11 protein-coding genes are annotated in these 13,847 nt (G+C 72.3%); 6 read left to right on the top strand and 5 right to left on the bottom strand.

The window, feature by feature from the left end:
• Positions 1 to 59: 59 nt before the first annotated feature.
• A complete protein-coding gene (locus MUU72_RS03010) occupies positions 60 to 1,652 on the top strand; it encodes a Na+/H+ antiporter (RefSeq protein ID WP_248011496.1) in 1,593 nt (530 codons plus the stop codon).
• 12 nt (positions 1,653 to 1,664) lie between these two features.
• Here the strand turns inward: MUU72_RS03010 and MUU72_RS03005 are convergent, their stop codons facing one another.
• The gene (locus tag MUU72_RS03005) at positions 1,665 to 2,735 is read right to left on the bottom strand and encodes a mechanosensitive ion channel family protein (protein ID WP_248011579.1); all 1,071 of its coding nucleotides are present in this window, start codon (positions 2,733 to 2,735) and stop codon (positions 1,665 to 1,667) included.
• A gap of 95 nt (positions 2,736 to 2,830) precedes the next feature.
• Between MUU72_RS03005 and MUU72_RS03000 the strand changes: the two genes are divergently transcribed.
• On the top strand, positions 2,831 to 3,454 hold the full coding sequence (locus tag MUU72_RS03000) for a dienelactone hydrolase family protein (protein ID WP_248011495.1): 624 nt from the start codon (positions 2,831 to 2,833) through the stop codon (positions 3,452 to 3,454).
• A gap of 46 nt (positions 3,455 to 3,500) precedes the next feature.
• Here MUU72_RS03000 and MUU72_RS02995 read toward each other — a convergent pair whose 3' ends face one another.
• The 3 genes from MUU72_RS02995 to MUU72_RS02985 form a co-directional block, all read right to left on the bottom strand.
• Positions 3,501 to 4,421 carry a thioredoxin domain-containing protein gene (locus MUU72_RS02995; protein ID WP_248011494.1) on the bottom strand — a complete coding sequence of 307 codons (921 nt, stop codon included), beginning with the start codon at positions 4,419 to 4,421 and terminating at the stop codon, positions 3,501 to 3,503.
• Between the two features lie 149 nt (positions 4,422 to 4,570).
• The gene (locus tag MUU72_RS02990) at positions 4,571 to 5,416 is read right to left on the bottom strand and encodes a thioredoxin domain-containing protein (protein ID WP_248011493.1); all 846 of its coding nucleotides are present in this window, start codon (positions 5,414 to 5,416) and stop codon (positions 4,571 to 4,573) included.
• A gap of 102 nt (positions 5,417 to 5,518) precedes the next feature.
• The gene (locus MUU72_RS02985; protein ID WP_248011492.1) at positions 5,519 to 6,175 is read right to left on the bottom strand and encodes a hypothetical protein; all 657 of its coding nucleotides are present in this window, start codon (positions 6,173 to 6,175) and stop codon (positions 5,519 to 5,521) included.
• Between the two features lie 226 nt (positions 6,176 to 6,401).
• Here MUU72_RS02985 and dnaE point away from each other — a divergent pair, with 226 nt between their 5' ends.
• Positions 6,402 to 9,953 carry a DNA polymerase III subunit alpha gene (dnaE, locus tag MUU72_RS02980; RefSeq protein ID WP_248011491.1) on the top strand — a complete coding sequence of 1,184 codons (3,552 nt, stop codon included), beginning with the start codon at positions 6,402 to 6,404 and terminating at the stop codon, positions 9,951 to 9,953.
• 135 nt (positions 9,954 to 10,088) lie between these two features.
• Here the strand turns inward: dnaE and MUU72_RS02975 are convergent, their stop codons facing one another.
• Positions 10,089 to 10,253 carry a hypothetical protein gene (locus MUU72_RS02975; protein WP_248011490.1) on the bottom strand — a complete coding sequence of 55 codons (165 nt, stop codon included), beginning with the start codon at positions 10,251 to 10,253 and terminating at the stop codon, positions 10,089 to 10,091.
• A gap of 267 nt (positions 10,254 to 10,520) precedes the next feature.
• On the opposite strand from MUU72_RS02975, the gene MUU72_RS02970 reads away from it, so the two are divergent.
• From MUU72_RS02970 to MUU72_RS02960, 3 genes are all read left to right on the top strand, one after another.
• A complete protein-coding gene (locus tag MUU72_RS02970) occupies positions 10,521 to 11,804 on the top strand; it encodes an NYN domain-containing protein (protein WP_248011489.1) in 1,284 nt (427 codons plus the stop codon).
• 126 nt (positions 11,805 to 11,930) lie between these two features.
• Positions 11,931 to 12,920 (top strand): ABC transporter ATP-binding protein, encoded by a 990-nt coding sequence (locus MUU72_RS02965; RefSeq protein WP_248011578.1) that lies wholly within the window; start codon positions 11,931 to 11,933, stop codon positions 12,918 to 12,920.
• 61 nt (positions 12,921 to 12,981) lie between these two features.
• Positions 12,982 to 13,791, top strand: coding sequence for an ABC transporter permease (locus MUU72_RS02960; protein WP_248011577.1), 810 nt, complete (start codon positions 12,982 to 12,984; stop codon positions 13,789 to 13,791).
• Positions 13,792 to 13,847 lie beyond the last annotated feature (56 nt).

The following is a 13,847-nucleotide window of genomic DNA, read 5'->3' as shown; positions in this document are numbered from 1 at the left end:
TGCATGGCAGGCTTGGGACGGAAAGTGATCGAGAACGACCGTCCCGGAGCGTAGCCACCGTGGATCAGTTGGCCCTGCTGTTCGTTCTGCTCCTCGGAGCGGTGGTGATGGTGCCGCTCGGCGACCGGCTGGGCCTGCCCTCGCCGGTGCTGATGACGCTGGCCGGCGCGGTACTGGCGCTGCTGCCGTTCGTGCCCAACGTCCAGATCCCGCCCGAGTACATCCTGCCGATCGTGCTGCCGCCGCTGCTCTACGCGGCCGTGCAGCGCACCTCCTGGCGGCAGTTCACCGCCAATCTGCGGCCGATCTTCCTGCTCGCGGTGGCGCTGGTGTTCGCCACCACGGCGGCGGTCGCCGCGGTCGCGCACGCCGTGGTGCCGGGGATGCCGGTGGCCGCCGCGGTGGTCCTCGGCGCGCTGGTGGCCCCGCCCGACCCGGTCGCCGCCACCGCGGTCGCCGGCAAGCTGGGGCTGCCCCGCCGGATGGTCTCCATCCTGGAGGGCGAGGGGCTGTTCAACGACGTCACCGCGATCGTGCTGTACCACGTCGCGCTGGCCGCGGTGATCAGCGGCAGCTTCTCGGTGCCCGGTGCGCTCGGCTCGTTGGTGCTCTCCGCGGTCGTCGCCATAGCGGTCGGCCTGGTGCTGGGCTGGGTGACGAACAAGCTGATGGGGCTGCTCGGCGACCCCACGCTCCAGATCGGGCTGACGCTGCTGGTGCCGTTCGTGGCGTACGTGCTGGCCGAGGAGTTCCAGGGCTCGGGCGTGCTGGCGGTGCTGACCACCGCGCTGTTCCTGGCCGAGTACGCGGTCGACCCGGACGACGTGCTGGGCCGGCTGGCCGGCTACACCTTCTGGGAGGTCGTCGACACCCTCGTCACCGGTGTCGCCTTCGGGCTGATCGGCCTGGAGCTGCACAACATCTTCGGGGCCGCGTCCGGCCGCTGGGGCGCGATGCTCGGCGCCGGTGCCGCCGTGGTCGCGGTGGTGGTCGCGGTGCGCCTGCTGTGGCTGCTGCCCGCCGCCTGGCTCGCCAAGCGGATGCACCGGCGCCGGGACTACGACGAGGACATCCCGATGAGCTGGCGCGAGACGGTCATCATGTGGTGGTCCGGGATGCGCGGGGTGGCCTCGGTGGCGCTGGCCCTGGCCATCCCCTTCGGGGTGGACGGCGGGCCCTTCCCGGCCCGCGACGAGATCCTCTTCATCGCCTTCGCGGTGGTGCTCTCCACCCTCGTCGTCCAGGGGCTGACGCTGCCCTGGCTGGTGCGCAGGCTGCGGGTGCGGGCCGACTCCGACGCCGCGGACGCGCTGGAGCGGGAGCTGGCCGTCCGGGTCATCAAGGCGTCCAAACGGCGGCTGAAGGAGATCCTGGAGGTCGAGGAGGTGGCCGACGAGGTCGCCGACCAACTGGCCCGCCGCGCCTACGACATCGGGGCCCGGATCGCGCCGGACATCGTCGACGACGAGCGGCGCGAGCTGTTCGAGAAGCGGATCTCCCGGATGCAGAAGGTCCAGCGGATCCAGGGCGAGATGCTCTCGGCGGCCCGCCACGAGGTGCTCTCGGCCCGCAGCGAGCCGGGCGCCGACCCGGAGGTCGTCGACCGGGTGCTGCGCAACCTCGACATGCGGAGCCTGCGGGCCGCGCCCTAGTAGGCGGCCGGCTCAGCGCTCCCGGCCGCCGTCCGGGCCGTCCCCGGCGGACGGCGCCGGGGCGGTGGCGATGCGCGGGAGCGCGTAGGCGTGCTCGGCGCGCAGCCAGTCGAGCATCCGCTCGCGGACCTGGCAGCGTACCGTCCACAGGGCGTCCGCGTCCCGGGCGGTGACCAGGGCGCGCACCACGATGGTGGACGGGGTGGTGTCGGTGACCACCAGGCTCCAGGCCCGGCCGTCCCACTCCGGGCTCTCCTGGAGCAGCTCGTGCAGGTGCTGGCGCATCTTCTCCACCGGGGCGGAGTGGTCGAGGTGGAAGAAGACCGTGCCGGTCATCTGGGCGCCGCCGCGCGACCAGTTCTCGAACGGCTTGCTGGTGAAGTACGACACCGGCATGGTGATGCGGCGCTCGTCCCAGGTCCGCACGCTCAGAAAAGTCAGGGTGATCTCCTCGACCGTGCCCCACTGGCCGTCCACGACCACGGTGTCCCCGATGCGCACCATGTCGCCGAACGCGATCTGGAGTCCGGCGAAGAGGTTGCCGAGCGTGGACTGGGCGGCGATACCGGCGACGATGCCGACCAGTCCGGCCGACGCCAGCACCGAGGTCCCCACCGCCCGCATCTGCGGGAACGTGAGCAGCATCGAGGCGGCCGCGACGACGATCACCGCGGCGGTGACCACCCGCTGGATCAGCGTCACCTGGGTCCGCACCCGGCGCACCCGCGCCGCGTCCCGCGCCCCGGCCGCGTACCGGGCGTACGACGACTCCACTATGGCCGCCGAGGCCCGCACCAGCAGCCAGGCGGTGGCGGCTATCAGCACCAGCGTCAGCGCCTGGCCGATGCCCGCCTCGTGGTGGACCACCACCGGGATGCGGGTCTGGTCGTACGAGCCGAGCAGCAGGGCCGCGGCCAGCAGTGCCTGGAGCGGTATCCGGCAGCGCCGCAGCAGGCCCCACAGCGGGGTCTCCGGGTGCCGGTGGTCCATCCGCTGTAGGGCGCGGTCGATCAGCCAGACCAGCAGCACGGTGAGGGCGGTCGACCCGCCGATGACGATGACGGGGCGCAGCACGGCCTCCAGGGACACAGGACTCCTCCTCGGTGGGTGTGCTCGGCCGGTATCGCCGACCGTAACTGGCACGATGGGGGCGAAGCGATCCAACCCAGGGAAGTGTGATGTCTGTGCCCGCCTCCACCGAGCCCGCATCCAGCGGGTACCCCACCATCGTGCTGTTCCACTCGGTGTGCGGACTGCGCCCCGCGGTGCACGCCGGCGCGGACCGGCTGCGGGCCGCGGGGCACGAGGTGATCGTCCCCGATCTGTTCGGCGGCCGGACCGCCGACTCGGTCCCCGACGGCATCGTGATCAAGGACGAGATCGGCAAGGACGAGCTGCTGCGCCGCGCCGTCGCGGCCGCCGCCCCGTACTCCGACCGCGGGCTGGTCTACGCCGGCTTCTCCTTCGGCGGCGCGGTCGCGCAGAACCTCGCGCTGGCCGACGACAAGGCCCGCGGCCTGCTCCTGCTGCACGGCACCTCCGACCTCCCCGAGGACGCCTCGGCCGAGGACCTGCCGGTGCAGCTGCACGTCGCCGACCCCGACCCGTACGAGCCGCACGACTGGCTGAACGCCTGGTACCTGCGGATGCGCCGGGCCGGGGCGGACGTCGAGGTGTTCCGGTACGCCGGCGCCGGCCACCTCTTCACCGACCCGGAGCTGCCGGACCACGACGCGGAGGCGGCGGAGCGGGCGTGGAAGGTGGCGCTGGGGTTCCTGGCGGACCTGCCGGAGCGCGGCTGACCGGCGGCCGTCCCGCGCCGGCGGGACGGCCGGGGCGGGCGCGCGGTCAGCCGGTGGGGTCCTTCTCGCCCTTGGCGATGCCCTGGCCGCCGTCCTTGCCGGTGTCCTTGCCGCCGCCGTCCTTGCCGGCGGCCGGGCCGAACTCCTTGTCGATCATCTTGCGGAAGTTGGCCCGGGCCAGCTCGTTGTACTGGGCCTGGGTCATCTGCTGCTGCGGGATCTTGTCCATCGTCAGCTTCTTGTTGCCGTGCATGAAGGTGGGCGTACCGCGGACGCCCTTGCGCCCGAAGAGGGCGGTCATCTCCATCGCCCAGCGGTCGTAGGTGCCGCTCCTGACCGCCTTCTCGAAGGCGGCGTTCGCCTTCAGCTCCGGCACGTCGGCGGCCGCCTTCAGCAGCTCGGAGTCCTTGGCGTAGAGGTCCTCGCGCTCGTCGGGGTGGTACTTGGCCGAGTACAGCGCCGACTTGTACTTCAGGAAGGCGTCCGGGGAGACGTTCAGCGCGGCGCCCAGCGCGCTCAGCGCGTTCTTCGAGCCCTCGCCGCCCTGAAGGGTGTCGATGAAGCTGTACAGGGTGAAGCGGACCTTGAACCGCCCCTCGTGGATGTCCTTGACCAGCTCCTCGCCGGCGCTCTGCTCGAACCCCGCGCAGGCCGGGCAGCGGACGTCCTCGAAGACCTCCAGGGTCTCCTTGGCGCTCTTGTCGCCGATCAGGATCTCGGTGCCGTTCTTGCCCTGGGTGTGCGCCGGGGTGACCAGCTTCGCCTCCTTGGCGGCCTCCCAGCCGGTCGGCTCGTTCGCCTTCATCACGGCGAAGCCGATACCGCCGGCGACCGCCAGCGCGCCGACCACCGAGACCGCCACGACGAGCTGGCGGCGCAGCCGCTCCTTCTTCTTCTCCCGCTCACGCTCGGCGCGGATCCGCTCGCGGGCGGCCTGCTTGTTCGCCTGGGTGTTCCGGTTGGTCATGGGGGGTCCGATTCCTTCGGTCCTGCGCGGATGGGACGGGTGCGCCGGGAGTCTGCCATGAGCACGACGGGAAACCGGGTCAAGATTTGGCATCGGCCGGCGTGCGGGAGGCACGCCGGCCGATGCCGGTTCCGGGGGTCAGCCGGAGATCACTTCTTGAGGACCTTGTCCACCATCGCGTTGAAGTCGGCGACGGTGGAGGGCGCGACCTTGCCCTGCGGGCTGTCGGTGCCCAGCACCGTGCCGTTGAGCCGCAGCGTCGGGGTGCTGCGGACGTCCTTGTGCGAGTCGAACTCGTTCGACATCGCCATCGCCCAGGCGTCGTACGTGCCGTCCTTGACGGCCTTCTGGAAGGCGGCGTTGCCCTTCAGCGCCGGGACGGTGTCGGCCACCTTGAGCAGGTAGCTGTCGTCGGCGAACTTGTCCGGGCCGGTCTCGTCCGGGTGGAACTCCTTGGAGTACAGCGCGTACTTGTACTTCAGGAAGGCGTCCGGGGAGACGTTCAGCGCGGCGCCCAGCGCGCTCAGCGCGTTCTTCGAGCCGGTGCCCTGGAGGTTGCCGTCCAGGAAGGTGCCGATGTGGTACTGCGCCTTGTACGTGCCGTCGCTGATGTTCTTCTCCACCGTGGCGCCGACGTTCTCCTCGAAGGCGGCGCAGCCGGGGCAGCGCGGGTCCTCGAAGAGCTCCAGGGTGTTCTTGGCGTCGGACTTGCCGATGACGACGGTGGTGCCGTTGGTGCCGCTGGTGTGGGCGGGCGGGACCGGCTTGGCCTTGGCGGCCTTCGCCCAGACGTCCGGGCCCGAGCCGGTGCCGCCGTCACCGCCGGAGTTGGCGACGGCCAGGCCGATGCCGCCGGCCACCGCCAGCACCACGACGACCCCGCCGGCGACCAGCAGCTGCCGGCGGGTGCGCTCCTTCTTGGCCTGCCGCTCGCGCTCGGCGCGCAGCCGCTCGCGGGCTGCCTGCTTGTTGGCCTGGCTGTTGCGGTTGCTCATGACTGTTCTGCTCCGTCGATTCTCGTGGTCCGTGGGGTGCGTGCTGCGGGAGGCGTACGCGCCGGGCGGGCGGTACGCGGCCGCCGGGGCCCTCGGGGGCCGTCAGGCGGCGAGCGCGCAGGGCGGCCCGCGGCGGACCACGGAGTGCACGAGCAGGGGAGCGGACCGGGCGGGCGGCCCGGTCCGTACGGGGGCGGGCACCGCGCGGCGCGGCGCGGGGGTGCGGCCCAGGACCGCGGCCGCGATCAGCAGCGGCCGGAAGGCGGAACCGGCCACCGCGACGAGCAGCCGCGCCAGGGCGGCCTCGCCGCGGCGCAGCCAGGCGGCCGCCAGCAGGCCGACGGCCAGGTGCCCGGCGAGCAGCAGCAGCCAGGCCGGGGCCGGGGTGCCGCCCTCCTGGGCCAGCCGGGCCAGCGGCCCGCCGACCGGGCCGCCGCCGCAGAACAGCACCGCGCCCAGTGAGCGCAGCGGTACGGTGTGCGTCCCCTCGGTGCCGTAGCAGGTGTGCTGGCCGAGGCTGAAGACCGCGTCCGCGGCCAGCTCCAGGGGGAGCAGCAGTCCGGCGATCCGCCAGTAGCCGCGCTCGCGGCCGGCCAGTGCGTAGGCCAGGGCGAACACCGCGGCGCCGGTCGCGCCGACGGTGGCCGGCGGCAGCGGCATCCGGGAGAGCAGGACGTGGGAGGCCGACGACAGCGTCACGCACAGCGCCGCGAAGAGCGCCGCGCGCAGTGCCCGCAGGTGTGCCGCCGAGATGTCCATCGCTGCGAGTCTGCCATGCGGAAGGCGCGAGCGGCACCGGGGCCGCCGCGGGGGCCCGCGGGCGGTGGCCGGGAAGGGCCGGGCGGGGCCTCGGCGGGCACCCGCTGTCAGTGCCGGGTCGTAGACTTCGACACCGTCCCGATCCTTCGCCCGCGACCCCTTCCGACCCCCTCTTCCCGCTCCTTTCCGCCCGCCGACAACTGCCGCTTCCCGGAGGTACAGCGCCGTGGCCACCTCGTCCAGGCCCCCCTTCACGCACCTGCACGTGCACACCCAGTACTCGCTGCTGGACGGTGCGGCGCGGCTGTCCGACATGTTCAAGGCGTGCAACGACATGGGCATGACGCACATCGCCATGTCCGACCACGGGAACCTCCACGGCGCCTACGACTTCTTCCACTCCGCGAAGAAGGCCGGCGTCACCCCGATCATCGGCATCGAGGCGTACGTTGCCCCCGAGTCGCGGCGCAACAAGCGCAAGATCCAGTGGGGCCAGCCGCACCAGAAGCGCGACGACGTCTCCGGTTCCGGCGGTTACACCCACAAGACGATCTGGGCGGCGAACAGCACCGGTCTGCACAACCTCTTCCGCCTCTCCTCCGACGCGTACAAGGAGGGCTGGCTCCAGAAGTGGCCGCGGATGGACAAGGAGACCCTCTCCCAGTGGTCCGAGGGCCTGATCGCCTCCACCGGCTGCCCCTCCGGTGAGCTACAGACCCGGCTGCGCCTGGGCCAGTTCGACGAGGCGCTGAAGGCGGCGGCCGAGTACCAGGACATCTTCGGCAAGGACCGGTATTTCCTGGAGCTGATGGACCACGGCATCGAGATCGAGCGCCGGGTCCGCGACGGCCTGCTGGAGATCGGCAAGAAGCTCGGCATCCCCCCGCTGGTCACCAACGACTCGCACTACACCTACGCGCACGAGGCCACCGCGCACGACGCGCTGCTGTGCATCCAGACCGGCAAGAACCTCTCCGACCCGGACCGCTTCAAGTTCGACGGCACCGGCTACTACCTCAAGTCCACGGACGAGATGTACGCCATCGACTCCTCGGACGCCTGGCAGGAGGGCTGCCGCAACACCCTCCTGGTCGCCGAGCAGGTCGACACCACCGGCATGTTCGAGAAGCGCGACCTGATGCCGAAGTTCGACATCCCGGGGGGCTTCACCGAGGTCACCTGGTTCCAGGAGGAGGTCCGGCGCGGGATGGAGCGCCGGTATCCGGGCGGCGTCCCCGAGGACCGCGCCAAGCAGGCCGAGTACGAGATGGACGTCATCATCCAGATGGGGTTCCCGGGCTACTTCCTCGTCGTCGCCGACTTCATCATGTGGGCGAAGAACAACGGCATCGCGGTCGGCCCCGGCCGCGGCTCCGCGGCCGGCTCGATCGTCGCCTACGCCATGGGCATCACCGACCTCGACCCGATCGAGCACGGCCTGATCTTCGAGCGGTTCCTCAACCCCGAGCGCGTCTCCATGCCCGATGTCGACATCGACTTCGACGAGCGCCGGCGCGTCGAGGTGATCCGGTACGTCACCGAGAAGTACGGCGCCGACAAGGTCGCCATGATCGGCACGTACGGCAAGATCAAGGCGAAGAACGCCATCAAGGACTCCGCCCGCGTCCTGGGCTACCCGTACGCCATGGGCGACCGGATCACCAAGGCGATGCCCGCCGACGTCCTCGGCAAGGGCATCGACCTGGACGGCATCACCAACCCCGAGCACCCCCGCTACAACGAGGCGGGCGAGGTCCGGGGGATGTACGAGAACGAACCGGACGTGAAGAAGGTCATCGACACCGCCAAGGGCGTCGAGGGCCTGGTCCGGCAGATGGGCGTGCACGCGGCCGGCGTGATCATGTCCAGTGAGCCGATCATCGACCACGCCCCGGTCTGGGTGCGGCACACCGACGGCGTCACCATCACGCAGTGGGACTACCCGCAGTGCGAGTCGCTCGGCCTGCTGAAGATGGACTTCCTGGGCCTGCGCAACCTCACCATCATGGACGACGCCCTGAAGATGGTGAAGGCCAACAAGGGCATCGACCTGGAGCTGCTCTCCGTCCCGCTCGACGACCCCAAGACCTTCGAACTCCTCTGCCGCGGCGACACCCTCGGCGTCTTCCAGTTCGACGGCGGGCCGATGCGCTCGCTGCTGCGCCAGATGCAGCCCGACAACTTCGAGGACATTTCCGCCGTCTCGGCCCTGTACCGCCCGGGCCCGATGGGCATGAACTCGCACATCAACTACGCCGAGCGGAAGAACGGCCGCCAGGAGATCACCCCGATCCACCCGGAGCTGGAGGAGCCGCTCAAGGAGACCCTGGGCCTGACCTACGGCCTGATCGTCTACCAGGAGCAGGTGCAGAAGGCCGCCCAGATCATCGCCGGCTACTCGCTCGGCGAGGCCGACATCCTGCGCCGCGTGATGGGCAAGAAGAAGCCCGAGGAGCTGGCCAAGAACTTCACCATCTTCCAGGCCGGCGCCAAGAAGAACGGTTACTCCGACGAGGCCATCCAGGCCCTGTGGGACGTCCTGGTCCCGTTCGCCGGCTACGCCTTCAACAAGGCGCACTCCTCCGCGTACGGTCTGGTCACCTACTGGACCGCCTATCTCAAGGCCAACTACCCGGCCGAGTACATGTCCGCGCTGCTGACGTCCGTGCGTGACGACAAGGACAAGTCCGCGGTCTACCTCAACGAGTGCCGCCGGATGGGCATCAAGGTCCTCCCGCCGAACGTCAACGAGTCCGAGGCCAACTTCGCCGCCCAGGGCGACGACGTCATCCTCTTCGGCCTCACCGCCGTGCGGAACGTCGGCCAGAACGTCGTCGACTCGATCATCCGCTGCCGCAAGGCCAAGGGGAAGTACGCCTCGTTCCCCGACTACCTCGACAAGGTCGACGCGGTGGTCTGCAACAAGCGCACCACCGAATCGCTGATCAAGGCCGGCGCCTTCGACGAGCTGGGCCACACCCGCAAGGGGCTGACGGCGCACTACGAGTCGATGATCGACAACGTCGTCCAGGTCAAGCGCAAGGAGGCCGAGGGGCAGTTCGACCTGTTCGGCGGGATGGGCGACGACTCCGCCGACGACGGCCCCGGCTTCGGGCTGGACGTGCAGTTCTCCGAGGAGGAGTGGGACAAGACCTATCTGCTCGCCCAGGAGCGCGAGATGCTCGGTCTCTACGTCTCCGACCACCCGCTCTTCGGCCTGGAGCACGTGCTCGCCGACAAGGCGGACGCCGCCATCTCCCAGCTCACCGGCGGCGACTACTCCGACGGTTCGATCGTCACCATCGGCGGCATCATCTCCGGCCTCCAGCGCAAGATGACCAAGCAGGGCAACGCCTGGGCGATCGCCACCGTCGAGGACCTGGCCGGCTCGATCGACTGCATGTTCTTCCCGGCGACGTACCAGCTGGTGTCCACCCAACTCGTCGAGGACGCCGTGGTGTTCGTCAAGGGCCGGCTCGACAAGCGGGAGGACGTGCCGCGGCTGGTCGCCATGGAGATGATGGTCCCCGACCTCTCCGAGGCCGGCGCGGACGCCCCGGTGACGATCACCATCCCGGCGGTGAAGGTCACCCCGCCGATGGTCGAGAAGCTCGGTGAGGTGCTCAGCAGCCACCGCGGTTCCACCGAGGTCCGGATCAAGCTCCAGGGCACCCGGAAGACCACGCTGCTCCGCCTGGACCGCCACCGGGTCACCGCCGACCCGTCGTTGTTCGGCGATCTGAAGGTGCTGCTCGGCCCGTCCTGCCTGGCCGGCTGAGCCCTGATGCCGGGGCGGCCGCGCCGTCCCGGCCCCGGTACGCGACAGGGGCGCGCCCGCACGGTGCGGGCGCGCCCCTGGTGCCCTCGGCGGCGCGGCCGGCCGGGCGGCCGGTGAAGCGGCCGCACCGGGGCGTCAGTTGTGGCCGAAGCGGCGCTGGTGCTTGCGCGAGCCGTCCCCCGCACCGCCCGACGACGAGGAGTGCGAGAGGGCTTCCATCGCCGACTTCTCGGTGTGCTGCTGGCCGCGCTCGGCCTGGCTGGCCTTCGGCTGCTTCCGGTCCTTCTTGTTCTTGGCCATGATCGTGCCTCCTCGGCGGGGATCCTGGGTCGGCCGGAATCAGCCTTACACGCCGGACACTTCCCTGCATTTCGGGCAATTACCCTGGGTGATAGCGGCAGTTGCCCGCCGCGCGGCCGGCCGGCGCCGAATCCGCCACGCCGAAGATCGAGTTCGTGCAGATAACCCCCGCCCGGTCGGGCAGACTCGAAGGAAGCCGAAGAGAACTCGTGCCACGGGCCGAGCCGGGGGGACCGCACTTCAGCACCTCAGGGAAGAGGGTGGAACGTGGACCGCTGCGTCGTCCTGGTGGACGCCGGGTATCTGCTCGGTGCCGCCGCGAGCCTGCTCGCCGGAGAGCCCGCCCGGTCCCGGATCACCGTCGACCACGCCGCCCTCATCCAGGGCCTCCGGCAGCGCGCCGAGGCCGACACCGAACGGCCGCTGCTGCGGATCTACTGGTTCGACGGCGCCCCCGACCGCGTCCCGCAGCCCGAGCACCGCCGGCTGCGCGTGATGCCCCGGGTCACCGTCCGGCTCGGCGCCCTGACCCGCAGCGACGGCCGCTGGGCGCAGAAGGGCGTGGACGCCGCCATGCACGCCGAACTCACCGAACTCGCCCGCAACCGCGCCTGCTCCGACATCGTCCTGGTCACCGGCGACGGCGATCTGCTGCCGGGCCTGATGTCCGCCAAGGAGCACGGCGTCGCGGTCCACCTCTGGGCCGTCCAGGCCGCCGACGGCGACTACAACCAGTCCGAGGACCTGGTCGCCGAGGCCGACGAGCGGCGGGTGCTGGACCGGACCTGGATCACCCGCGCGGTCCGCGCCAAGGAGCTCGGCGGCGCCTGCGCCCCGCCGCCCGCCCCCCGCCCGGAGATCGCCGCGATCCTCTCCGCCCCGCTCCCGGAGACCGCGGTCGCCGCCGCGGCCGCCGCGGCCGGTTCCGGACCGGACACCGAGACCCGCTCCGCCGCCGACGGCGCCACCCGCACCGCCCCGGCCGGCGACCGGGCGGCCTCCTCCGGCGAGAACGGCTCCGGCCCCTCTCGCGGGGGCGTCCCCACCCCCAAGGACCTGGCCGTCCTCGGCCGCCCGCCCGCCGAGCGGAACGCCGACCGCAACGGCAGCCCGTCCGCCGTCACCCCCGCCGCCACCCTCCGCTGGTCCTCCGACAAGGGCTGGATCGAGCGCGGCGGGCCGCTCGGCGAGCCGGAGGCGACCGCCGGGCTGCCCACCCTCGCCCAGCTCACCAGCGCCGAGCAGCGCTGGGCCGACCGCGAGGAGGACATCACCGCGGTCAGCGGCGACCCCTTCGAGGTCGGCCAGGTCTTCGCCCGCCGCTGGACCGACCGGCTCTGCGACCCCGCCCACCTCCAGCAGCTCTCCACCGAGTACCCCCGCATCCCGCACCGCATCGACGGGGAACTGCTCCGCTACGCCGCCCGCTTCGGCCTGCTCGCCCACAAGGACGACCAGATCGACGAGCACGACCGGTACGCCATCCGGGCCGGATTCTGGCGCGAGGTGGACCTGCGCACCGCCGCCGAGCACGCCCCGGCCGACGGCTGACCGCGCCCGGGAAGCCCGCCGGAACGCTGTGCGCCGGCTGTGCGCGCCCGCCCCGCGAGGCCCCCGGGACCGCCCGGCCCGCCGGGCCGCGTACCCTCGTAGCTCGTGAAGACGGGCGCAAAACAGGTGGAGCACGGCGCGCCGGTGTGCGTCGTCCGGGACCTGGTCAAGACCTATCCCGCGCTGCGCGGGCGGCGCGGGGCCGACCGGGCGCCCGCGGTACGCGCCAGCGACGGCATCAGCCTGGACGTGCGGCGCGGCGAGATCTTCGGACTGCTCGGGCCCAACGGCGCCGGCAAGTCCACCCTGGTCCGCCAGCTGACCGGGCTGCTCCGGCCGGACGCGGGCAGTATCACCGTCCTCGGCCACGACCTGGTGCGGCACCCCGAGCGGGCCGCCCGGCTGCTGGCCTACCTCGGGCAGGAGTCGACCGCGCTGGACGAGCTGACGGTGTCCCTGGCCGTGGAGACCACCGGCCGGCTGCGCGGCCTGGACGCCCGCACGGCCCGCGCCGAGCGCGACGCGGTCCTCGGCGAGCTGGGCCTGGTGCCGCTCGCCGGGCGGGCCCTGAAGAAGCTCTCCGGCGGCCAGCGGCGGCTGGCCTGCTTCGCCACCGCGCTGATCGGCGAGCGCCCGCTGCTGGTGCTGGACGAGCCGACCACCGGGATGGACCCGGTCGCCCGGCGCGCGGTGTGGGCCGCGGTGGACCGCCGCCGCGCCGAGCGCGGCGCCACCGTCGTCCTGGTCACCCACAACGTCCTGGAGGCCGAGAGCGTCCTGGACCGGGTCGCGGTGATCGACCAGGGGCGGGTGATCGCCTGCGACACCCCCGGCCGGCTCAAGGAACTGGTGGGGGAGGAGGTCCGGCTGGAACTGGTCTGGCGGGACCGGCCCCCGCTCGACGTGCCGGAGGTCGCCGCCCTCGCGGCCGGCGCCCGCACCGCCGGCCGCCGCTGGACCCTGCGGCTCCCCGCCGACCAGGCCCGCTCGGCGGTCACCGCGGTCACCGCCGGTCCCGCCTTCGCGGCCCTGGACGACTTCACGCTGGCCACGCCGAGCCTGGAGGACGTCTACGTCACCCTGGGCGGGCGCGCGGAGGGGCTGGTGAAGGCGTGAGCCGGGACGCGTACCGACCGGACCGACGGTGTGACGAGGAAAGCTGGGTGACGGTGTGAGTGTGGTGACCGCGCGGACCGCGGAGGGGACCGCCGGACGGTCGGACGACGGCGGGCCCGCCCCGCTCGCGCCCCGGGCCCGGCTGCTGCCCGCGCTCGGCGCCGTCTACCGCGCCCAGCTCTCCCGGGCCCGGGTCGCCCGGATACCGCTGCTGTTCGTCGCCACCTTCCAGTCGGTGGGGATCATGGTCCTGCTGCGCGGGGTGGTCAGCGGCGGCGATCCGGCCTGGTCGGTGGTCTCCGGCTCCGCGGTGCTGGTGGTGGCGTTCGTCGCGCTGAACCTCCTCGCCCAGTACTTCGGCCAGCTGCGGGCCGGCGGCGGCCTGGACCACTACGCGACGCTGCCGGTGCCGCCGGCGGCCGTGGTGCTCGGCGCGGCCGCCGCCTACGCCTCGTTCACGGTGCCCGGCACGGTGGTCACCGCGGTCTTCGGCTGCCTGCTCTTCCAGCTGCCGATGGCGCACCTGTGGGTGCTGGCCGCCGTCGTCCCGCTGGCCGGGGCGGCGCTGTCCGGGCTCGGCGCGGCCCTCGGACTGCTCGCCCCGCGCCAGGAACTCGCCACCCTGGGCGGCCAGTTGGGCATGTCGGCGGCGCTGCTGCTGGGCGTGCTGCCGGCCGGCCGGATGCCGGAGCTGATCGGCTGGGCCCGCGATCTGCTGCCCTCGACCTACGGTGTGGAGGCGCTGGCGCGCACCTTCGCCCCGCACCCCGACTGGCCGGCGGTCGCCGGGGACCTGGGGATCTGCGCGGGTGTCGGGGTGCTGTCGCTGGCCGTGGCGACCTGGGCGTACCGCCGGGCGGCGGTCCGGTGAGCGGCGCCGGACACCCGCCTGGGCGTCCTGCTGCCGGGCCTTGGGTCCCGGCCTGG

The organism is Streptomyces rhizoryzae (assembly GCF_023155275.1).
Classification (GTDB): Bacteria; Actinomycetota; Actinomycetes; order Streptomycetales; family Streptomycetaceae; genus Streptomyces; species Streptomyces rhizoryzae.
Note: the sequence above shows the minus strand (reverse complement) of the source record. Positions and strands in the feature narration are given on the sequence as shown.

Coding starts and splice junctions, on each gene's coding strand:
- MUU72_RS03000 (WP_248011495.1), top strand. CDS start 2,831: ATGTCTGTGCCCGCCTCCACCGAGCCCGCATCCAGCGGGTACCCCACC.
- MUU72_RS02995 (WP_248011494.1), bottom strand. CDS start 4,421: ATGACCAACCGGAACACCCAGGCGAACAAGCAGGCCGCCCGCGAGCGG.
- MUU72_RS02990 (WP_248011493.1), bottom strand. CDS start 5,416: ATGAGCAACCGCAACAGCCAGGCCAACAAGCAGGCAGCCCGCGAGCGG.
- MUU72_RS02985 (WP_248011492.1), bottom strand. CDS start 6,175: ATGGACATCTCGGCGGCACACCTGCGGGCACTGCGCGCGGCGCTCTTC.
- MUU72_RS02975 (WP_248011490.1), bottom strand. CDS start 10,253: ATGGCCAAGAACAAGAAGGACCGGAAGCAGCCGAAGGCCAGCCAGGCC.